Below are 21,924 nucleotides of genomic sequence, written 5' to 3'. Positions count from 1 at the left end.
ATACATTTTGAAGACCTGATACATGAGGATACTCCTCTAGTTGTGTCAGGCTTTTTCATGCATATCTCCTTTTATCCATTCATATAGATAGTGTATACACAGGCTTTAACTGTATAGGCAATGGAGAAGGGAGGAGTTATTTTGTCTTCTGCTAATCAAGGCTTTCAATTTGAATTACAAGAAACATTGTATTTTGACAAAGGTGATGAAGTACTCGAGTTAATCGGTGTTTCACTTAATCCTGAAGTAGAGATTCAATCATATGATACGTATGTGTCTATCCGCGGGGAGATTGAACTACGGGGAGAATACATGCGTGATGAACAACGAATAGACGAAACAGATCATCTTACACTCGATGACTTGGATGCGAAACGATTTGTGCACCAGGTAGAGAGTAAAGAAGATAATATGGCTGAATTTTATCATCGTTTTCCTGTAGATATTTCCATTCCGGAATACCGGATTGAGAACATGGATGATATCAGAATCGAAATTATTAACTTTGATTACGAATTACCGGCCAATTCAAAATTACAGCTTACAGCAGTGGCAGAAATCCAAGGTATCAAAGCGCAAGTTGATTTATGGAAAGAAAAGGAAACAAAAGAAAGAGAAGTAGAGTCTGAGCAGGACGAAACGTCAGATTCATTTACTTTTGAAGTAGAAAGAGAAGAAAATGAAATGGAAGCGGAAAGAGTAGAAGAAATCGAGGAAGCCGGGTCCATGGAAGATGTTGAAACTGCAACTGCAACGGAGAAAGTAGAAGAAGTTGAAGAAATAGAAGAAGGAATAGAAGCAAACACAGAACGAGAAACGGAAGATGTAATGGAAAATGAGTTGACGATTCGCGCGAAGGAAGAAGAGGAAGGCGAAGAAGAGGGCGGACCGGCAGAAGTTGTGAATGATGTTAGTTATTTAACAGATATATTCCGCCATGAAGAATCGGAAAGCTATACAAAGATGCGAATTTGCATTGCCCAAGAGGACGACACGATCGATTCAATTGCGGAGAGATTTCAAGTTAGTGCCTTACAATTAATTAAACAAAATAAGCTTGATGATGACTTTGACATTAGCGAGGGACAGTTATTATATATCCCGAAGAAATAAAGCAATCCCCTTGTGAATGGAAGCAAGGGGTTTTCTTATGTTAAGCATTCCGGAGGTTATCAGGATGGAAAATCAAACAGAAATTCTTAAAGCTTATCATTTATTTCCCCAAGGAATTGTCCCTGTTACCGATAGGCTTGATAAAGTTAAGGCAGGCGGAAAAGAATATGCATTAAAACGAAGCAGGCTGAATGAACAATCCATACAAACTTGGAAGTCTATCTATACGAGAGCAAATCAACAGAATCTTCATGAAGTCATCCCTGTTTATTTAACAAGGGACCGGAAAATGTATGTCGAATCAGCGGGTGCATTTTATTACCTGACCCCATGGATTGAGACTAATAACAGATTTATAGGTGAAAACCGGATCCAGTCCATATATAAACAAATTGGCCGGATACATGTCCAAACGAAAAGTTTGCACCGTCTAAACAAGCAAGAATTGTCCAGTCGATTTCAAACCTATCAGAAAAGTTGTTCAAAAGATGAAAGTCGGCTTCTTGCATGGATTGAGACAATGGAAGAGAGCCATTATCCTTCTCCTTTCGAACTGCAAGTCTTAACCCACTATCGTGATATTCGTTTCTCCCTCAATCGATCTCAACAACTCGTTGATGAGATTCTCTCTTATGCTGAAGGGGAATCGGACTGGGGAATCAGTTTAAATCATGGTAATCTACAAGCCGGTCATTTATTTGAACACTATATTATTAATTGGGAGAGGGCTTCTTATAAACATGCTATCTATGATTTATATGACCTTTTCCGCAACGGGGCAGTTCAAGAACCACAATTAAAAAATCATTTCCTGCAAAATTTCGCCATCTACCTGGAAGAAAATCCGTTAACCTCCTTGGAACAAGCTTTACTTTGTCTCTACCTGCTAAATAGCAATAAATATTTACGGATTGTGGAAAATTATCATACAGCTAAAGAAAATTATCCCTCTCATCTTACGTTATCGATTGAATTAGAACAGATTTATCGTCAATTAATCTTCGGGCTGAGTTTCCAAGAAATGCTTGAACAAAAGATTAGAAATGACGATGTTTAAATCCATTCCAAGTAAAAAGCAAGATAGAGAAAGATGAAAATACCTAGTAAAAATACGTCTAATGTTGTCGGGAGTATAATTGTACGGAGAAGCTGGTATACTAATAACGGCATCATTGCTTTTTCTAAACCGAACAGGCATTGTCTCGCCCAAGGAGGCAGACGATACCGGTAATACCGACCCATAAGATCACCTCATAATCATTGATGATATTCCTTGCTATATCGTATGTAATGAAGTTTTATTTGTTCCTTCCGAACATATGATGAAATGAAAGATAAAGTTGACGTATTCAAGCGAAGTGTATACAATATAAGATAAGAAAATATGAAAATGCAAATGATTGGGAAGAGTACAGGATGAACGCCTACAGGAAGGGAAATGATTTGCTGAGAATTTCCTAGGAAGGTTGTGCTGGAAGGTCGCCCATGATGCAGCAGCTTTGAATTATAGTAAAAGCATGCCGGTAAAATGCCGATATCTATCAACGAGTGTACAAATATTAATTTGTAAACAAAGGTGGTACCACGGAAGTTAACTCTTTTCGTCCTTTTTTGGAAGGATGGAAAGGGTTTTTTTAATTGTAAAAAATAAAGGAGGCTGATCGGTAATGTCGGATAAAAAAGTAACATTGCCATCAAAATATAATCCAAATGAAGTAGAGGCAGGTCGTTATCAGTTTTGGCTGGAGGGGAAATTCTTTGAGGCTCCAAACGACCCGAAAAAAGAACCTTATTCTATTGTTATTCCCCCGCCAAACGTAACGGGCAGACTCCACCTCGGGCATGCGTGGGACACGACGATGCAGGATACGATTATTCGGATGAAACGAATGCAAGGGTATGATGTGCTCTGGCTTCCAGGCATGGACCACGCAGGAATTGCAACCCAAGCTAAAGTTGAAGCTAAACTGAAAGAAATGGGAACGAACCGTTATGAACTCGGCCGGGAAAAGTTCCTTGAGAAATCTTGGGAATGGAAGGAAGAATATGCTTCCTTTATCCGGTCACAATGGGAAAAGCTCGGTTTAAGTGTTGATTATTCAAGAGAGCGTTTCACACTCGATGAAGGATTGTCTGATGCGGTTAAAGAGGTTTTCATCAAGCTTTATGAGAAAGGACTCATCTACCGGGGTGAATACATCATCAACTGGGATCCGCAGACGAAAACAGCACTTTCTGATATTGAAGTGATTCATGAAGAAGTGGAAGGCAAGTTTTACCATTTTAAATACCCAATCAAAGATAGTGATGAATATATCGAAATTGCTACAACACGTCCCGAGACAATGCTTGGAGATACGGCGGTAGCTGTTCACCCAGATGATGAACGGTACCAGCATCTCATTGGCAAAACGGTAATTTTACCACTTGTCGGTAGGGAAATTGAAATTGTTTCTGATGATTATGTTGATATGGAACTAGGCTCTGGCGCGGTAAAAATAACGCCTGCTCATGACCCGAATGACTTTGAAATTGGTAATCGCCATAATCTGGAAAGAGTTCTAGTGATGCATGAAGACGGCTCAATGAATGAAAATGCTGGTAAATATGAAGGGATGGACCGGTTTGAATGTCGTGAGCAAATTGTAAAAGATCTAGAGGAAATCGGTGCCCTTCTGAAGATTGAGGAAAGAGTCCATCAGGTTGGCCATTCAGAACGCAGTGGCGCGGTTGTAGAACCATATTTATCAACTCAATGGTTCGTAAAGATGAAGCCACTTGCTGATGCCGCAGTTGCATTACAAGACAGTGACGAAAAAGTCAATTTCTTCCCAGAAAGGTTTGAGCGGACATATCTCCACTGGATGGAAAACATTCGGGACTGGGTAATTTCAAGACAGTTATGGTGGGGACACCGGATACCAGCTTGGTACCATAAGGAAACTGGTGAAATCTACGTAGGTAGAGAAGCTCCTCGTGATCACGAAAATTGGGAACAGGATGAAGATGTACTTGATACATGGTTCTCTTCCGCCCTGTGGCCGTTCTCTACAATGGGTTGGCCGGATACGGAAGCGGCTGATTTCAAACGCTATTTCCCGACCCAGGCACTCGTAACAGGCTATGATATCATCTTTTTCTGGGTAGCACGGATGATTTTCCAATCGAAAGAATTTACAGGGGAAAAGCCGTTTGAAGATGTGCTCATCCATGGATTAATCCGTGATGCAGAAGGAAGGAAAATGAGTAAATCCCTTGGAAATGGTGTTGACCCGATGGATGTCATCGCTAAATACGGAGCAGACTCTCTTCGTTACTTCTTGTTAACAGGTTCAACGCCTGGACAGGATTTACGATTCCACTGGGAGAAGGTTGAATCAACATGGAATTTTGCAAATAAGATTTGGAATGCTTCCCGGTTCGTTTTAATGAACTTAGAGGATTTCAATTATGATGATATTGATTTGTCAGGAGATCTTTCGGTTGCTGATAAATGGATCCTGACAAGATTGAATGAGACGATTGATCAAGTAACGAAGAATACGAATAAATATGAGTTTGGTGAAGCAGGACGTCATTTATATAACTTTATTTGGGATGAATTCTGTGACTGGTATATTGAAATGGCGAAATTACCACTTTATAGTGACGATGCAGCCCAAAAGAAAACAACACAATCCGTTTTAGCCTATGTGCTTGACCAAACGATGCGCTTGCTGCATCCATTCATGCCGTTCATTACGGAAGAAATTTGGCAGCAATTGCCACATGAAGGGAAATCCATTACGATTGCAAGCTGGCCGCAAGTAAAACAAGAATTGCATGATGATGTGGCTGTTAAGGAAATGTCGCGCTTAGTGGCAATCATCAAGTCTGTTCGTAATATCAGGGCAGAAGTTGATACCCCAATGTCCAAGAAGATCAATATGCTGATTGAAGCAGAGAATGAGGAAATCGTCTCTGAACTGGAGCAGAATCGTACGTACCTGGAACGCTTCTGTAACACGGAAAAATTAGCAGTTGCAGCTAAGCTGGAAATTCCAGATAAAGCAATGACAGCTGTCGTAACGGGTGCAGAAATATTCCTGCCGCTGGAAGGGCTGATTGATCTTAACAAAGAGTTGGAAAGACTGGAAAAAGAGTTGGATAAATGGACAAAAGAAGTAGACAGAGTGAAGAAGAAATTATCCAATGAAGGCTTTGTAAGTAAAGCGCCGGAAGCTCTTGTTGAAGCAGAACGCCAGAAAGAAAAAGACTATCTAGAAAGACAGGCAAAAGTAAAAGCAAGACTGGAAGAATTAAAAGGATAATGGAATATAGAAAATGGCTGGGTTTCCAGCCGTTTTTTAATAATCTTTTATCTTGTTTAAAACATATTCCATCATATAATCTGCCGCATTGATTCCTGTGCATTCATATAGATTCCGAATATGTGCATTGGAGTTTATTTCACAGATAATTGGCTGATTTTCCTCACCATACAGTAAATCTACTCCGGCAAAATCTGCTCCAATTGCTTCTGTTGCCAGCACTGCGATCTCTTCTTCTGATTGTGTTGGTGTATAAGCTTCCATCCGACCTCCCGCCGTAATATTGGCTCGGAAATCATTGTCAGACTTTCGCTTCATAGCAGCGACGACCTTATTACCAACTACTTGAAGGCGCAGATCAACTCCATAACTCGTTCGGACAAATTCTTGAAAAACAAATGGTTTATTGCCAATTAACTCGAGTTTCTTATTGAGTTCTTTTTTACTTTCAACAAGATATACTTGCTCACCGAAGGAACCGAACGCTTCCTTCATTATAAGAGGAAAGCCGATTTCCTCGATTGCCATCTCGATAACTCGTTCATCAAAACTTCCTGTGTGAAATATTTTGGGAGCAATTATTGTTTTTGGTATTGGCAGATTTAATTTAGCAAGTGCTTGATAGGTCGCGATCTTATCATCACTTACAGCGATTACCTCGGCCTTATTAAATACAGGAACACCTAGGTATTCCAATTGTTTCGCTAAATAAATATCTTTATCCGTAAATACAACATAATCAGGGAGAGGCATTTCTGATAATACATCAAGTTTTGAAGTTGTAAGCAAACTAAGTAAATCATTATTTTTAATGAGTTTTGCTTTACTATTGAATTTTTCTGCTGCCTTTTGCAGCATCTCTGCGAAATCAAGAAACTTACTTCCAGGCAAGTTGCCGTTATAGATTATCCATCCTGTTCGTTTCAACATTCATTTTCCTTTCTGTTATAATGAATTTACGATTAATTGAGGAAAGCGGTGTTATCATGTTTTCTACTATACAAGAGGTGGAAGTGTTTTTCAATGAACGAAAAAAGTTAGGAATGAAGCCGGGTCTCGAACGGACTCATGAGTTGCTAGCCCGATTAGGTAATCCAGAAAATCATTTTAAAGCAATTCATATTGCTGGCACGAACGGTAAGGGCTCGACACTGCATTTTATTAAAGCAGCTTTGCAGGCAAATGACTATGAGGTCGGGGTTTTTACATCACCGAGCTTCACAGGGGTACGCGGACATATTTTGTTAAACGATCAGGAAATCCCTGAAAAAATAATGGTTGAACAGATGAATCACATTCTGCCGCATGTTATAGAAATGGACGAAGCGGATTTGGCGCCAACAGAGTTTGAAGTACTTACTGCTCTGGCGTTTTGTTTTTTTGCGCAAAATGGGGAATTTGTTCTGATCGAGGCGGGCATGGGCGGTCGATTCGACACGACGAACGCCGTGCAGCCGATTCTGTCGATTATTACATCGATTGCACGCGACCATATGGATTATTTAGGTGAAGGTGAGTCGGAAATAGCCTGGCATAAAGCTGGAATTATTAAGGAAACAATACCAGTCGTTGTCGGAGATTTGGATGAGGAAGCATTTGCTGTAATGAAAGAAGAGTCCCGGAAAAAGCACGCTCCCTGTTTTAAACTTGGAATGGATTTTAACCGCTTGTATTTCAATCTGCAAATGAAAGGAGAGCATCAGCAAGATAATGCTTCAATTGCTTTACAAGCTTTACATATTTTAAAGCAAAGTGGTTTCAAACTGGACTTCGAAAAAGCAATCTGCCAAATAGAGGATACCATGCTGCCTGGTCGATTTGAATGTGTTCAGCACAATCCGGTAGTTATACTCGATGCTGCTCATAATCCGGCCGGGATAAAAGCTTTTATTCAGACTGCTCATGAGCAATATCCTGATGCGAACAAACAAGTCATTGTTGCCATGTTTCGCGATAAAGCAATAGCAGAAATGCTTGATTTATTATCGGAACAATTTGAGCATATTACGCTTACTACCTTTGAACATCCACGTGCATGGAATCTAAATAATTTGCCACGTAACATTCCGGTTGAACAAGTGAACCCTGATTATAAAGCACTTCTCGAATACATACCAGATAATGACAGTGTTTATTTTATTACAGGTTCACTCCACTTTATAACAGAAGTGCGTCACTATTTATTGAATCAACGTAAAATGATGTAGAAAAGTTTTACAATCCAACTGACAAATTTCTTCTACTTTTTCATTCTGATTATGCTAGAGTGATGCAAAGGTATTCTAGCAGGGAGTGAAAAGATGACGAATAATAAATATACAGATGACCGGATTATTGAGGATGGCAGCGCGGTGAAAAAGGAAGTGAAAAGTGACATAACCCCTGTCCACTATCGTCCAAAAAGTGCAAAGAAAAAAAGCTGGCTTGCACCTGTTGTTGTAACCATTCTTTCAGCGGGCGTAATCGGTACAGTATTAGGAATGTTTATAATCCATTTATTTACCGGTATTGAAAATGAACAGTCAGAGGAAGAGGTAAGTCCATCTGCAGCTGTTACGGCTCAAGAAACGGACAGTCAAGTACATTCAGGACAACTGGCAGCACTAGCTGGATACGTTCTTCAAGCCGGGCTGTTTGAGGAGCAGGCGAATGCGGAAGAATGGCGGGACACTTTTACGTCAGCAGGTGAACCAGCATTCATTTGGGAACGAGATGAGCAATATTTTCTATTAATCGGAATCTACCAGACAGAAGACTTGGCTAAACAGCGCGCAATAGAGTTACAAGGTGAGGGATTTGATGTATTTGTTAAACAATGGCAAACAACGGAGAAGGAGCTAGAACTTCACGAAGAAGCTTCTGAATGGATTGAACAGTTTGGCCAAGTGTGGGAAGAAGCATTAACTGCGCAAGAAAACACTCCACTCTTGAACCATTCGGAGCATACACCTCAAGGAGAAAGGTTAGAAAATCTCGTTGAAGTCATAGAGGCACCTACAGAAGATGTTGGAGTTTATCTCCTGCAGGTTATGCAAGCCTATGATAATTTGTAACTTATCCGTTTATGAAACATGAACATAGAAAACCACCTGATAAGGAGAATATCTCCAGGTGGTTTTTCGATTTCTCCCGGTAAAAGAGCCTTTAAAACAGAGAAACAGCAAGTTGAGTTTTATTTTCATAATTCGTAAAGTGAGAACAAGAAAGGAGGTTATAGGGATGCAAATCATGATTAAAGATGTACCAAAAGAAGACAGACCGAGGGAGCGTGCCATCAGGCTTGGAACAAATCATCTGACCAATCAGGAGATTTTAGCCATTTTGCTTGGAAGCGGTACGAAAATAGAATCTGTCATGATGCTCGCCAACCGGGTGCTTATGCATTTTGAAGGCTTAAAACTATTGCATGATGCCACGCTTGAAGAGTTGACAGCGATTAAGGGAATCGGACATGCAAAAGGGGTTCAAATCCTAGCTGCAATTGAACTTGGTAAGAGAATGAGCCAATATAAACCCGATGATAAATACGTAATCCGCTCACCTGATGACGGAGCGAATTACGTTATGGAGGAAATGCGCCTGCTAAAACAGGAACATTTCGTTGTTTTGTTCCTGGATACTAAGAACCACGTTATTCACCGGCAAACGATTTTTGTCGGGAGCCTTAATGCTTCGATCGTTCATCCTCGCGAGGTGTATCGTGAAGCTGTTAAACGCTCAGCTGCATCGATCATCGTTTGCCATAATCATCCATCCGGTGTGCGCCTGCAAGGTGCATAAATTTAGCGATTTCAATGGAAATCTAGAACTTCTTACAACGTTCTATGGTCAGCATCTTACCTTGAGAGGAAACTCATAGAGGGAACATAGCATGATGTGAAAAGGAGAATAGACAGGCAAGCTATCTACGCCTGAGTCAGTTCTTCAGACCAAGTGATGTATGGTAAAAGCTATACTGCCTGAATCCTAGACGAATGAGCGATGGGTGCGCCATTACCTAAGATAGCTAACAGGTAATGAGGATAAAATGGGAGATGTATCGCCTGAGCGTCTGTTGGAAATCGCCGCTTTCCTGTCCATAGTAAGATTTATCCTTCAATCTTCCACTAGAAGAAAACGTCGAAAGGGATACCTAACCATCACATTTCTAAATTTATGTCATAATGCAGGGATTATCTAAGTGCAAGTGCCTTGTAGCTATTAGACAAAGGTCTATGAAAATTGCATATGATAATGGAGTTTTTATAGTACCCAACGTTTGCTTGTAATGAGTTTAGCATGGGGAAGAAAAACAGGTTGATGTTAACGTCAACATGAAAGGAGTCATGAATATGGCAAATAATCCATTTCGACAGTTGGACGTTATAAGGAATGTCTCTTTACATGGTCTTAAAGTAACAGATTGTTATCGTCTAATGTACAACAAAGAGTTATGGATAAAGGCATACGCCAAGTTATATCCGAACGCAGGAAATCTCACAAAGGGAACTACTGAAGAAACAATTGATGGATGTAGCCTACAAAAAATTGATGAAATCATCGAGCAATTGAAGGCTGGTACATTTCGTTTCTCACCAGTAAGAAGAGTCTATATTCCAAAATCCAATGGTAAGAAAAGACCATTAGGGGTGCCAAATTTTCGAGATAAACTTGTCCAAGAAGTTATGAGAATGATTGTAGACAATATTTACGAACCTGTCTTTTCAAGCAATTCACATGGGTTTAGAGAAGGAAGAAGTTGTCACACAGCTCTATCACAAATTAAAAACACTTGGAAGGGATTGACTTGGTGTATTAAGGGGGATATTAAAGGATTTTTCGATAATATCAACCATCAAATTCTAATCAAGTTAATTTCCAAGAAAATTAAGGATAGAAGGTTTCTACTTCTCATACACAACGCATTAACATGTGGCGTAATGGAAAATTGGCAGTTTAATAAGACGTATAGTGGAACGCCACAAGGAGGAATTATCTCTCCATTACTGGCGAACATCTACCTTCATGAGCTTGACTTGTTCGTGGAAGAACAAATCAAGAAATTCGATAAAGGAAAAGTCCGTGTAAGAAGGAAAGAAACAAGAGCTATTAGATCAAAAATTGACTCTACTAAAAGAAAAATAAACAGACTAGACGATAAATACGGACACAAACATTGGGAGGGACGATCAGAACTAATAGAACTGATACGCGACCTAAAAAAGAAAGGTTTAACCGTTCCATCAACAGACCCAATGGATGAAAATTATCGAAGAATGAAGTACGTTCGCTATGCTGATGATTTCGTTATTGGAATTGCAGGGAATAAAGAACACGCAAGGAAGATTAAAGAGTTAGCAGGAAAATTTCTCGAAAATGAATTGGCATTGGAATTAAGCGAAGAAAAGACACTTGTTACACATCTAGAGAATCCAGTTCCATTTTTAGGGTATGAATTCCGAACGTGGCAAGAAGTGAAGGTCAAACGAGTGAAATATAAGAATTACGGACAGCCACTGAAGAAAAGGACCTTATCGGACGCGATTAAACTAGAAATCCCTTCAAGTAAAATAAAAGATTTCGCATTAAAAAATAACTATGGAAATTTAGACGATTTCAAAATAACGCATAGGACAAAACTTATTAATAACTTTGAACTAGAGATTTTAATGACCTACAACGCGGAACTACGTGGCATTGCCAACTATTACAAGCTAGCAAATAACTATCACCACTTGGATAGATTATTCTACCTAGCGGAGAGTAGTTTTATCAAGACGATGGCTAATAAACGACGCAGCACCTCGGCAAAAGTAGCAAATAGTATGAGAAAGCATAAGCAAGGTGTGCTATGTCTTGTACGCTATGACAAAAAGGGCAATGAAATCCTCCATCAATTTGTAAGGATGAAGGATATGCCAAAAACAAAAGGTGCTATAAAAGCAGACTCAACACAATCTGATATTATCTCAAATGTATATAAATATTCGGGTAGAACAGAGTTTGAAAAACGTTTATTAGCAAACCAATGTGAAGCATGTGGAACGACTGAAGGTCAAATGGAAGTCCATCATATAAGGAAACTAAAAGACTTGAAGAAAAAAATCTCAAGCTTTTAGAGCGTATTATGATTGAACGAAACCGAAAAACCTTAGCCCTATGCTATGACTGTCACCATAAACACCATGAAAAGCAAATTCCGATTAATCAACTGGAGAGCCGTATACGCTGAAAGGTGTACGTACGGTTCGGAGGGGGGGATTGTGAAACCTATTATGGAAACATAATAAGGCGCTTGATTCCTACCCTACGATCCTTCGCCATCCCAGGAAGATATCCATGTAACGAGACGATTAGTCGAGGCGGGCAAAATAATGGGAATCGAAGTACTGGATCATCTCATCATTGGAAATCGTAAATTTGTTTCATTGAAGGAAAAAGGTTATCTATAACAATATTAGACTATCTATTTTATCATTTATTTCGTATAATATTATAGGGATTGTTATATCAAGCGCCATTTTTCTGCTAACAATTGAAAGTGGCGCTTCTTAATCTTGAAAATTAGGATAAAATGAATGTTTGCATGAGGTTTCAGAAATAGATATAGTTAAACTACATATAAGAAATTCGTGAACGGAGAGGGAGATTGGATTGGCAAAGTTTAGCTTTTCTCAAGATTTTGGTATCGACCTAGGTACTGCAAATACATTGGTGTTCGTTAAAGGTAAAGGAGTAGTCGTACGTGAGCCGTCTGTTGTTGCCAAAAATTCGGAAACTGGTAATATTGAAGCGGTAGGAAGTCATGCGAGAAATATGATTGGTAGAACGCCGGGAAATATAACGGTTATTCGTCCGATGAAAGACGGCGTCATTGCGGATTATGATACAACAGCAGCAATGATGAATTATTATATTAAGAAGGCAATGCGTGGACGTTCCATATTTGCTAAGAAACCAAATGTCATGATTTGTGTCCCGTCTGGAATTACAATGGTGGAAGAACGAGCGGTAATTGATGCAACGAAACAAGCTGGAGCCCGCGAGGCATTTGCAATCTCAGAACCTTTCGCTGCTGCTATCGGTGCAGGTCTTCCCGTCTGGGAGCCTACAGGCAGTATGATTGTTGATATCGGCGGAGGGACGACAGAGGTTGCAGTAATCTCCCTTGGCGGAGTGGTGACAAGCCGTTCAATCCGTGTTGCCGGTGATAATATGGATGAGGCGATCATTAATTATATCCGCAAAGAATACAGCTTGCTAATCGGTGAACGTTCAGCAGAATCAATTAAATTAGATATTGGAACAGCTGGAGAAGTGACAGAAGATAGTGAATTGGACATTAGAGGAAGAGATTTGCTGACCGGCCTGCCAAAAACAATAACCGTAACCGCAAAAGAGGTGTCTTCTGCTTTAAATGAAACAGTGGAGGCAATTGTTGAAGCGGTGAAGAACACACTTGAAAAAACACCACCGGAACTTGCTGCTGATATTATGGATCGCGGTATTGTACTCACAGGCGGTGGTGCAATGCTTAAAAATATTGATCAAGTCATTAGTGATGAAACGAAAATACCAGTTTTCATTGCGGAAGAGCCACTTGAAAGTGTGGCAATAGGAACAGGGAAATCAATTGATTATATTCACCATTTCCGAAATTCAAATGTATCAACGTTATCTTCAAATAATTAAGTAGGTGTTTTCATGCGCTTTTTTAGAAATAAACGGCTTTTTATCTTTCTGATTGGATTTATCCTGCTCGTCGTGCTTGTCGGTTATACCTTCAGAGACCGGATAAATGTCACCTTTGCAGAAGAATTCATAAATGATGCAGTTGGCTGGGTGCAATATGTCGTCCACACACCAGTCAATTTTACAACAGATGTATTTACAAATATCAAAGACTTCCGCAACACATACGAGGAAAATCAAATATTGAAAGAACAGCTTAGCCAATATCGTTCCCTTATTTATGAAGTGCAGGAAGTCAATAAAGAAAATGAAGAATTACGGGATGTTCTTGATTTGATGGAATCTGATTCCATTCGCAGCCATGAGGCAATTCAGGCAATTGTTATTGCACGCTCTCCTGAAAGATGGCTCGAACAAGTGACAATCAATAAAGGTGAAAAGCATGGTGTTCAAGCAAATATGTTAGTGATGACGGCAGACGGAATGATTGGAAAGGTTCAATCAGCTAATGATGTTACTGCACGAGTGAAGCTGTTAACTGGCTTTGATCAATTTAATCGGATATCTGCAATGGTTTCACGGGATGAAGGACGTAATATATTCGGTATGATCGAAGGGTTTGATGAGGAGACGAATTCTTTACTCTTCCGTATCATTGAGGAATCCGAAAAAGATATTGCAGAAGATGATCTTGTCGTATCTTCCGGGATGGGAGGCGTATTCCCAGCTGGAGTTCCGATTGGTACAGTTAAAGAAGTAACATCTGATCAATACGGTTTAACCCAGATTGCTCTTGTTGAACCGGCATCTGATATGTATGATATTAATCATGTTATCGTACTTGACCGTGCAGTTGACCAGGTTGATGAATCCAGCGAGGCGGCTGATGAGGAAGAGGAGGACAATGAGGAATGAAAAAGGCTTACTTACCACTCATTCTACTTGTTCTTGTTATCGTTGAAGGCTTAGCAATCAATCTCCTGCCAAATGAAATAGTATTGAGTACCAATCTGATCATCGCTCACTGGGTTCTTGTATTCCTTGTTTACATTGCTGTTTATTACGATGTGGAGGATACATATTATTCCATTACTTATGCTTTTATTTTTGGGTTATTAATTGATGTAGTCTATACAGGTATTCTCGGTATTTACATGTTTTCTTATGGGATAGCTATTTATGCCATCCACGGCTTACAGAAATTATTGCACCGGAATTTTTACGTTTTGCTTATTTTAGGTGTCACAGCAATTGCGGTTGCAGATGGTTTAATTTACATGATGTATACCGTAATAGGTGTGACTGATATGATTTGGTCGGATTATTTACTGAGAAGAATGCTTCCGACAATACTTGCTAATCTGTTATTTTTACTGCTTTTATTTCCTTTATTCAAGAAAAGGATTGTTCAGTGGAGTAAGGAACAGTTGGATCGTGGAAATTAAGATGAGGATATTCGGGGCTTTTTTGGAAGAGGTGACGAACTGTGCATGAAAAGAAACCAATAATCACAATAAAAGGGAACAGGGAAGGCCTTACATTAATGATTGACGATGAAGTGCCGTTTGAGGAAGCCCTGGTCGAATTAAAAGATAAATTACAATCGACTCAACAGAACAAGAATGAACCGCTTGTTTCTGTGAAAGTACAATCTGGCAATCGTTTTGTAGATGAAGAAAAGCGGGATAGATTACGAGTTATGATTGAAGAGGATAATCATTTCAAAGTAACTGCTATTGAAACAAATGTTGTTCATCGTGATGAAGCGCTACGTTGGAAGGAAGAAAGTGGAATTAAGAGGACTCACCGGATTATTCGTTCTGGACAAGTTTTAAAAGTGACAGGTGATCTCTTGCTTATTGGTGATGTGAATCCTGGTGGCAAGGTAATGGCTACTGGTAACATTTATGTTTTAGGTAATTTATTCGGAATTGCCCATGCTGGTTATAAAGGTGACCGCAATACGTTTATTGCAGCATCTTATATGAAGCCGACCCAGTTGCGGATTGCTGATTATATTAGCCGCGCACCAGACTACGTGGCAGATGGTGTCTATATGGAGTGTGGCGTTATTGATGATAATGAAGATAAAATCATCATTGATTCGTTGAAGCTTCTTTCACGGAAACGAAATGAAATAAGCGGATTTGAAAGGAGAATGCAAAATGGGTGAAGCTATTGTAATTACTTCTGGTAAAGGTGGCGTTGGCAAAACAACAACAACCGCTAATATAGGTACAGCATTAGCTTTAATGGAGAAAAAAGTCTGTTTAATTGATACGGATATAGGCTTAAGAAATCTTGATGTAATTATGGGGCTTGAAAACCGAATTATCTATGACATTGTGGATGTTGTGGAGGGACGCTGCCGGTTAAATCAAGCATTGATTCGCGATAAGCGCTTCGACTCTTTGACTCTTCTCCCAGCTGCACAAACCAGTGATAAATCTGCAGTCACTACGGAAGGCATGAAAAAAATCGTTGCAGAACTGAAGCAAGAATATGATTATATCATCATTGATTGTCCTGCGGGAATTGAGCAGGGATTCCAAAATGCCATAGCAGGAGCAGACCGGGCAATTGTCGTAACCAACCCTGAGAAGTCAAGTGTGCGTGACGCCGATCGCATAATTGGTCTCTTGGAGCAGGAAGATATGACAGAAGCACCGCGCCTCATTATTAACCGAATCCGAAACCATATGATGCAAAGTGGTGACATCATGGAAGTAGATGAGATTGTTCAGTTACTGGCAATTGATTTAATTGGTATTGTAATCGATGATGAAGAAGTAATTAAAGCTTCTAATAACGGGGAGCCTGTTGCATTAAACCCCAACCCTAAAGCTTCTATTGCTTATCGGAATATCGCAAGAAGAATACTCGGAGAAAACGTTCCACTGCAATCTTTAGAAGAAGAAAAAGGCATCTTCCAACGCTTCAAAAAATTCATCGGTATGCGCTCATAAAATTATATTTTTATTAATAACTCATAAAGCCGATATCACTCAGGTATCGGCTTTTTTATAATATTTTTGCGCTACTCCAGTTCCGCAGCGCCCATACACCCTTTCCACGGGCGCCTGATGAGAGCCTCCACCCTGGCAAACCCGTTGTGGGGTCTCATCGATGCTTTTCTTATCCCGCAGGAGCAGGAGTATAAGGATTGCGGACCTCCAGTAGAGAGTGGTTCATTCCTCTCTCTATATTATACAGAAATATCCATTCATAACACCGGACGAGCTTTCATATATTGGTAAGGAAATAGCAGGAAAGACGGTGAATGGAATGAGCAAGGATATTAGAAAAGTAAGAAAAGCAATAGAACAACGTAAAAAGGAACGTAATGTACCAAATAAAGGAATAGAACAAGACAGCGGGATCTTCCACCAAGCAGAAGAAAAGCACGGATACCCACCAGAAATCAATAACTATGTATTTAAAGAGAAAGCGAGCAAAGATTTCGTAACCGGCCTCATGATGAAAGGCATTCTTGCAGGCATCCTATTCTTTTCAGTCGCCCTATTAATGACTACGAATCATGCCTTACTGGCAAAGCCGCAGGAAGTTGTCCATCAGTTATTGCGTAAAGACTTTCAATTCGCTAAAGTAAATAGCTGGTACAGGGATGTTTTCGGCAGCCCATTAGCATTCTCCCCGCAGCCTGCAGATTTGCCTGATGAACATCAAGAAGTAGTCATGCCTATAAACGGGGACATCATTGAAACCTTTCAAACAAACGGGACAGGTGTGAAAATATCCCCAGGTAAAGAGACGGATATCGTTGCTCATCATGAAGGGGTTGTAGTATTTGCCGGCAGATATCCAGACACAGGTAGAACAATCGTTATCCAACATGCTGACGGAACGAATTCCAGATATGGTCATTTAACAAATATTGATGTCCATCTGTATCAATACGTAACAGCAAACGAGCGAATCGGAACATTTGCGCCAACAGAAAGCAGTGAATCTGTATTTTTTTCCTTAGAGAAAGATAATACATTCCTCGATCCAGTCAAGGTGATTGTGGTTGATGATGGTCCGTAATCTGCTTCCTCCACTGCACATTCACCCCATACTTATTTTATTTATTGGTATCTCTTTATTGACTGGTACTTTCATGGAAATGACAATTATTTTTGCGATTGTGTTTGTCCATGAGATGGGACATTATCTGGCGGCAAAGTTTTTCAGGTGGCGGATCAAGCGGGTAATGCTTTGGGTATTTGGCGGAGTAATGGAAACAGACGAACACAGTAATCGTCCTGTGAAGGAGGAATTAATCGTTACATTGGCAGGGCCGCTTCAGCATATCCCAATCTATGCTGCCCTGGAAGTATTGCTTTCTGTTGGAGCGATTTCAGAATCATTGTTTCAAACAGCGCTATGGTATAATACAGTCATTCTTTTATTTAATTTATTGCCAATCTGGCCACTTGATGGCGGGAAAATTCTTTTCTACTTCTTATCGGTCATCCTCCCTTTTAGAAAAGCATTGGATGGCATTTTTTTATTATCTTTAAGTTTGTGTGCTAGTCTTGCGTTTGGTTATATATTTTTCTATCCGTTTACGTTGACCTATACCGCAATCATGATTTTTCTGTTTCTTGAAAACAGACTGGAATGGAAACGCCGATTTTATGTATTTTTGCGCTTTCTAATGCGGAGATACAGGGGGAATGAAGACGTTAAAAAAATCGAACCATTATATTTAACAGGTAATTCAACATTGATGGATGTATTCAGTCAATTTAAAAGGGAAAGAAGACATTTGATTATTCTCCGTGGTACCGATAGTTCCGTGAAACGAATTGACGAAACGGACTGTTTACATGCTTATTTTCACAAGAAGCAATATGGGAAACGAATGGATGATTTATTTTAGATGGATGCTTGACATAGAAGCTTAAACTATGGTAATATTTATACGTTATTCAACGTAGCACCAGTGCTACAACCGCGCAGAACAGGTTTTAAACTTCTAGGAATAAAAGTACCTGTATGGCGAGTCTTAGTAATTAAGGAGGTGCGCATTCATGTACGCAATTATCGAAACAGGTGGCAAGCAAGTTAAAGTTCAAGAAGGCCAAGAAATTTATGTTGAAAAAATTTCTGCTGAAGCGAATGAAACGGTAACATTTGACAAGGTACTCTTTGTTGGTGGAGATGACGTAAAAGTTGGAGCTCCATATGTTGACGGAGCTAACGTAACTGCTAAAGTTGAGAAACAAGGCCGTCAAAAGAAAATTAGAGTATTCAAATACAAACGTAGAAAGAATTACCATCGTACACAAGGTCATAGACAGCCTTATACGAAACTAGTAATTGAAAAAATCAATGCTTAAAGGTCGACTGAAGTGATTCAAATAACGGTTGAACGCAATAACAACGTTTTGCACTCCATCGAACTTTCTGGACATGCTGAAAGTGGACCATATGGCTATGATCTTGTCTGCGCAGCTGTTTCTGGAGTGTCGATTGGGGCAGTAAACGCAGTCCTGGAATTAACGGATACGAATATTGACATTAAGCAGGGAGGAGAAGGTGGTTACTTAAAAATCACATTCCCATCCCTTTATACTGAAAACGAATTGGAAAAGGCACAACTTCTTCTCGAAGGAATGCTTATTTCCTTAAAATCCATTGAAATGGAATACGGTGAATTTATACGAATTCAGGAAACATAAGGAGGTGCACGACATGCTACGTTTAGATTTGCAATTCTTTGCTCAGAAAAAAGGTGCAGGTAGTACGCGTAACGGACGTGATTCACATTCGAAACGTCTAGGTGCTAAAAGTTCGGATGGCCAATTTGTAACAGGTGGCTCCATTCTTTACCGCCAGCGCGGTACAAAAGTTTACCCAGGTGATAACGTAGGGCTTGGTTCGGATGACACATTATTCGCAAAAGTGGATGGTGTTGTTAAGTTTGAACGCTACGGTCGCGACCGTAAAAAAGTAAGTGTTTATCCGGAAGCCCAAGAAGCATAAGAGTTAAATAACGAACTCCAGCCGAATTTTGGCTGGAGTTTTTTTCGCTATTTGATGAAGTATTTATTCGTTTCTGCTATACTTTCTATATCAATAGGAGGTACACTTATGGAAGCAAAAGAGGTAGTGGACATCATTCAATCGTATCGTCACGATTTACTGAACGATCTGCAGATTATTCAGGGGTATGTTAAATTAGGTAAGATGGAAAAAGTGGATGACAATCTGACTAAGCTCTTCGAATTTTTCCATAAGGAACGGAAATTACTGAATCTGAACATCCCTCATGTTGTTGTCTGGTTTAAGAAATTCAGGATGAAGTACAATCAATTTAAACTTGGTTATTCGATTCACTCAGAGAGTATAAAATTAACAGATGCCGATCTGTATATTAAAGAAAAACTGGATCAAATTATTCAAGATATACAACAAAGATCGGATGATGTAAATGTTTATACGATACATGTCGATTTTATTGAAAATGAAACGGATTGTACAATAAATGTTTCCGTCGATTTAAATGAGAGAAGTGAGGAACAAATAATTTCCCCTTCTGAAGATATTTACATAAAACAAACACCGGAAAATCTGATATACAGTTTTAACGTGTTTGCAAGTTAAGAGGTGATAGTATGTTCGTTGATCAAGCTAAAGTATATGTGAAAGCAGGAGACGGTGGAAATGGTCTTGTAGCTTTCCGCAGGGAAAAATTTGTTCCAATGGGAGGCCCAGCTGGCGGTGATGGCGGTAACGGAGCAGACGTAATTTTTGAAGTCGATGAAGGCTTGAACACCCTTATGGACTTCCGTTACAATCGTCATTTTAAAGCAAAGCGTGGCGAAAACGGGATGAGTAAATCAATGCATGGTAAAAATGCTGAAGCGCTCATCTTAAGTGTGCCTCCCGGAACGGTTGTTATAGATGAAGAAACAGAAGAAGTAATCGCGGATTTAACTGAACATAAGCAACGGGCTGTGATTGTAAAAGGTGGGCGAGGTGGACGAGGAAATGTTCGCTTTGCGAGTCCAAGAAATCCTGCACCAGAAATCGCAGAGAATGGTGAACCTGGGGAAGAGAAGAACATTCGAATTGAACTAAAAGTAATTGCGGATGTCGGACTTGTTGGCTTCCCAAGCGTAGGTAAATCAACGTTATTATCTGTTGTAAGTGCAGCAAAACCGAAAATTGCTGATTATCATTTTACGACCCTAGCTCCGAATCTGGGAGTAGTCGATACTGGGGATGGCCGCAGTTTTGTTATGGCGGATTTGCCAGGGTTAATTGAAGGAGCGAGTGAAGGAGTAGGTCTTGGTTTTCAATTCCTTCGTCATGTGGAACGAACACGGCTCATCGTCCATGTCATTGACATGGCTGCAATTGATGGACGTGATCCATATGAAGATTATGTGACAATTAATGAAGAACTTGCATCCTTCAACGAGCGACTTAAGAACCTACCACAAGTTATCGTGGCAAATAAAATGGAAATGCCGGAAGCGCAAGAAAACCTTGCAAACTTCGAGGACAAGCTGAGTGGAGATGTACGCATTTTTGAAGTATCGGCAATAACAAAACAAGGCTTGAAAGAGCTTGTTTTTGAGATCGCTGATCAACTCGACACAATTCCGAAGCGAGAACCTGATATGACTGAGCGAGAAGAAACCGTTGTATATCGCCATCATAAAAAAGAGGATGGTTTTCAGATTACACGTAATCCGGATGGTTCTTACGTTCTTCACGGGGAAAAATTGGAGAGGTTATTTAAAATGACAGATTTCACCCGCGAAGAGTCGCAGCAACGCTTTGCTCGCCAACTGCGTGGAATGGGTGTGGATGATGCTCTTAGAGAGCGGGGAGCAAAGGATGGAGACACGATTCACTTACTTGATTTGGAATTTGAATTTATAGAATAGATTTGTTTTGGGGGGACTATTTTGACGACGATTGGATACTTGGGACCAAAAGGTACATTTACGAAATTGGCAGTGGATACAACGTTCAATAATGAGGAGAAAGTTAGCTACGCAACGATTCCGGAGTGTATTGATGCAGTAGCGAATGATGAAATTGACATCGCCGTCGTACCGATAGAGAATGCGATTGAAGGGACCGTTCAGTTGACTGTGGATTATCTCATCCATGAAGTCACTTTACCGGTTGTTGCTGAAGTGGTTGTGCCTATTCAACAGCATTTACTCGTAAGGCGGGATTTTGATGGAGACTTGTCACAAATTACGGAAATTCATTCCCATAGTCACGCGATTGCTCAATGTCATCGTTACATTCATAAAAATTTAATGACAGCAAAGATCTCTTATACGACCTCGACTGGTCGGGCTGCGGAAATCGTTGCTGAAAGTGCAGAACCAATTGCTGCAATTGGAAATAGCTTGGCCGCAGAAGAATATGGACTACAAATTTATGCGAATAATATTCATGACTATCCAAACAACCATACACGATTTATCGCACTGACGAAGAATAAGGATTTGTTAGAAATTAAACACCCGATTCAATTGGAAAAAACAACATTAAAAATTATATTACCAAGCGACCAACCAGGTGCATTGCATCAAATTCTTTCTGCCTTTGCCTGGAGAAAGATGAACCTGTCAAAAATTGAATCACGTCCGACAAAAACAGGGTTAGGCAATTACTTTTTCATTATTGACGTCAATCAAGCCTATGATGATGCTCTATTTCCCGGAGTGAAAGGGGAACTGGAAGCACTTGGCTGTGAGGTGAATATATTAGGTACTTATCCTGTATATCACATGAATTTATAGAAAGAAAAAAGAAGCTAGGAAGATAAAATTTATCCCAGCTTCTTTTTTTATGT

The 21,924-nt window shown here is 39.9% G+C and carries 21 protein-coding genes, 2 pseudogenes and 2 other annotated features; of the genes and pseudogenes, 21 read left to right on the top strand and 2 right to left on the bottom strand.

The genetic code is table 11. The annotated features are described in order from the left end of the window. Positions 1-141 precede the first annotated feature (141 nt). Complete coding sequence (spoVID, locus tag L3V42_RS11890) at positions 142-1,113, top strand: stage VI sporulation protein D (protein WP_238472071.1); 972 nt, start codon at positions 142-144, stop codon at positions 1,111-1,113. A 64-nt stretch (positions 1,114-1,177) separates the two neighbouring features. Then, positions 1,178-2,170 carry a YutH/CotS family kinase-like spore coat protein gene (locus L3V42_RS11885; RefSeq protein ID WP_235761029.1) on the top strand — a complete coding sequence of 331 codons (993 nt, stop codon included), beginning with the start codon at positions 1,178-1,180 and terminating at the stop codon, positions 2,168-2,170. Here L3V42_RS11885 and L3V42_RS11880 read toward each other — a convergent pair. After that, positions 2,167-2,355, bottom strand: coding sequence for a YszA family small membrane protein (locus tag L3V42_RS11880; RefSeq protein WP_235761028.1), 189 nt, complete (start codon positions 2,353-2,355; stop codon positions 2,167-2,169). The genes L3V42_RS11885 and L3V42_RS11880 overlap by 4 nt on opposite strands. 145 nt (positions 2,356-2,500) lie before the next feature. Continuing rightward, positions 2,501-2,725, top strand: a binding site (T-box leader). Positions 2,726-2,780: 55 nt separating this feature from the next. Here L3V42_RS11880 and L3V42_RS11875 point away from each other — a divergent pair. Continuing rightward, a complete protein-coding gene (locus tag L3V42_RS11875; protein WP_235761027.1) occupies positions 2,781-5,423 on the top strand; it encodes a valine--tRNA ligase in 2,643 nt (880 codons plus the stop codon). A 36-nt stretch (positions 5,424-5,459) separates the two neighbouring features. Here L3V42_RS11875 and L3V42_RS11870 read toward each other — a convergent pair whose 3' ends face one another. Continuing rightward, the gene (locus L3V42_RS11870; protein WP_235761026.1) at positions 5,460-6,350 is read right to left on the bottom strand and encodes an ATP-grasp domain-containing protein; all 891 of its coding nucleotides are present in this window, start codon (positions 6,348-6,350) and stop codon (positions 5,460-5,462) included. A 59-nt stretch (positions 6,351-6,409) separates the two neighbouring features. Between L3V42_RS11870 and L3V42_RS11865 the strand changes: the two genes are divergently transcribed. The 18 genes and pseudogenes from L3V42_RS11865 to pheA all read left to right on the top strand — a co-directional run bounded on the left by L3V42_RS11865 (position 6,410) and on the right by pheA (position 21,871). Next, a complete protein-coding gene (locus L3V42_RS11865) occupies positions 6,410-7,630 on the top strand; it encodes a bifunctional folylpolyglutamate synthase/dihydrofolate synthase (RefSeq protein WP_235761025.1) in 1,221 nt (406 codons plus the stop codon). 93 nt (positions 7,631-7,723) lie between these two features. Continuing rightward, on the top strand, positions 7,724-8,476 hold the full coding sequence (locus L3V42_RS11860; RefSeq protein ID WP_235761024.1) for an SPOR domain-containing protein: 753 nt from the start codon (positions 7,724-7,726) through the stop codon (positions 8,474-8,476). Positions 8,477-8,642: 166 nt separating this feature from the next. Then, a complete protein-coding gene (gene radC / locus L3V42_RS11855) occupies positions 8,643-9,203 on the top strand; it encodes a RadC family protein (RefSeq protein ID WP_235761023.1) in 561 nt (186 codons plus the stop codon). A 551-nt stretch (positions 9,204-9,754) separates the two neighbouring features. After that, a pseudogene (locus L3V42_RS11850) lies at positions 9,755-11,634 on the top strand (reverse transcriptase/maturase family protein). Positions 11,635-11,713: 79 nt separating this feature from the next. Continuing rightward, positions 11,714-11,854: pseudogene (locus L3V42_RS11845) on the top strand (JAB domain-containing protein); the annotation flags it as partial. Positions 11,855-12,056: 202 nt separating this feature from the next. Further along, positions 12,057-13,094, top strand: coding sequence for a rod shape-determining protein (locus L3V42_RS11840; RefSeq protein ID WP_235761021.1), 1,038 nt, complete (start codon positions 12,057-12,059; stop codon positions 13,092-13,094). Positions 13,095-13,106: 12 nt separating this feature from the next. Next, positions 13,107-14,009 carry a rod shape-determining protein MreC gene (gene mreC, locus L3V42_RS11835; protein ID WP_235761020.1) on the top strand — a complete coding sequence of 301 codons (903 nt, stop codon included), beginning with the start codon at positions 13,107-13,109 and terminating at the stop codon, positions 14,007-14,009. Further along, positions 14,006-14,539 (top strand): rod shape-determining protein MreD, encoded by a 534-nt coding sequence (gene mreD, locus L3V42_RS11830; protein WP_235761019.1) that lies wholly within the window; start codon positions 14,006-14,008, stop codon positions 14,537-14,539. The genes mreC and mreD overlap by 4 nt, the downstream gene beginning before the upstream one ends. A gap of 41 nt (positions 14,540-14,580) precedes the next feature. Then, on the top strand, positions 14,581-15,267 hold the full coding sequence (gene minC / locus L3V42_RS11825) for a septum site-determining protein MinC (RefSeq protein WP_235761018.1): 687 nt from the start codon (positions 14,581-14,583) through the stop codon (positions 15,265-15,267). Next, entirely contained in the window at positions 15,260-16,060 is an 801-nt protein-coding gene (minD, locus tag L3V42_RS11820; protein ID WP_235761017.1) for a septum site-determining protein MinD, read from the top strand. The genes minC and minD overlap by 8 nt, the downstream gene beginning before the upstream one ends. 319 nt (positions 16,061-16,379) lie before the next feature. Next, on the top strand, positions 16,380-17,141 hold the full coding sequence (locus L3V42_RS11815) for a M23 family metallopeptidase (RefSeq protein WP_235761094.1): 762 nt from the start codon (positions 16,380-16,382) through the stop codon (positions 17,139-17,141). Further along, positions 17,128-17,979: a M50 family metallopeptidase gene (locus L3V42_RS11810; RefSeq protein WP_235761016.1), complete on the top strand. Its 852-nt coding sequence runs from the start codon at positions 17,128-17,130 to the stop codon at positions 17,977-17,979. The genes L3V42_RS11815 and L3V42_RS11810 overlap by 14 nt, the downstream gene beginning before the upstream one ends. Positions 17,980-18,039: 60 nt before the next feature. After that, positions 18,040-18,116, top strand: a sequence feature (ribosomal protein L21 leader region). 14 nt (positions 18,117-18,130) lie between these two features. Then, on the top strand, positions 18,131-18,439 hold the full coding sequence (gene rplU / locus L3V42_RS11805; RefSeq protein ID WP_235761015.1) for a 50S ribosomal protein L21: 309 nt from the start codon (positions 18,131-18,133) through the stop codon (positions 18,437-18,439). Positions 18,440-18,451: 12 nt separating this feature from the next. Further along, the gene (locus tag L3V42_RS11800; RefSeq protein WP_235761014.1) at positions 18,452-18,781 is read left to right on the top strand and encodes a ribosomal-processing cysteine protease Prp; all 330 of its coding nucleotides are present in this window, start codon (positions 18,452-18,454) and stop codon (positions 18,779-18,781) included. A gap of 13 nt (positions 18,782-18,794) precedes the next feature. After that, positions 18,795-19,085: a 50S ribosomal protein L27 gene (gene rpmA / locus L3V42_RS11795; RefSeq protein ID WP_235761013.1), complete on the top strand. Its 291-nt coding sequence runs from the start codon at positions 18,795-18,797 to the stop codon at positions 19,083-19,085. Positions 19,086-19,193: 108 nt separating this feature from the next. After that, positions 19,194-19,706, top strand: a complete 513-nt coding sequence (locus L3V42_RS11790; protein WP_235761012.1) for a Spo0B domain-containing protein — start codon at positions 19,194-19,196, stop codon at positions 19,704-19,706. 11 nt (positions 19,707-19,717) lie between these two features. Continuing rightward, on the top strand, positions 19,718-20,998 hold the full coding sequence (gene obgE / locus L3V42_RS11785; RefSeq protein ID WP_235761011.1) for a GTPase ObgE: 1,281 nt from the start codon (positions 19,718-19,720) through the stop codon (positions 20,996-20,998). 21 nt (positions 20,999-21,019) lie between these two features. Beyond that, positions 21,020-21,871, top strand: a complete 852-nt coding sequence (gene pheA, locus L3V42_RS11780) for a prephenate dehydratase (RefSeq protein ID WP_235761010.1) — start codon at positions 21,020-21,022, stop codon at positions 21,869-21,871. The last annotated feature ends 53 nt before the right edge of the window (positions 21,872-21,924 follow it).

The sequence above is a fragment of the Oceanobacillus alkalisoli genome, assembly GCF_022213125.1.
Classification (GTDB): domain Bacteria; phylum Bacillota; class Bacilli; order Bacillales; family Amphibacillaceae; genus Oceanobacillus; species Oceanobacillus alkalisoli.
This window is presented reverse-complemented; position numbering and strand designations above follow the sequence as displayed.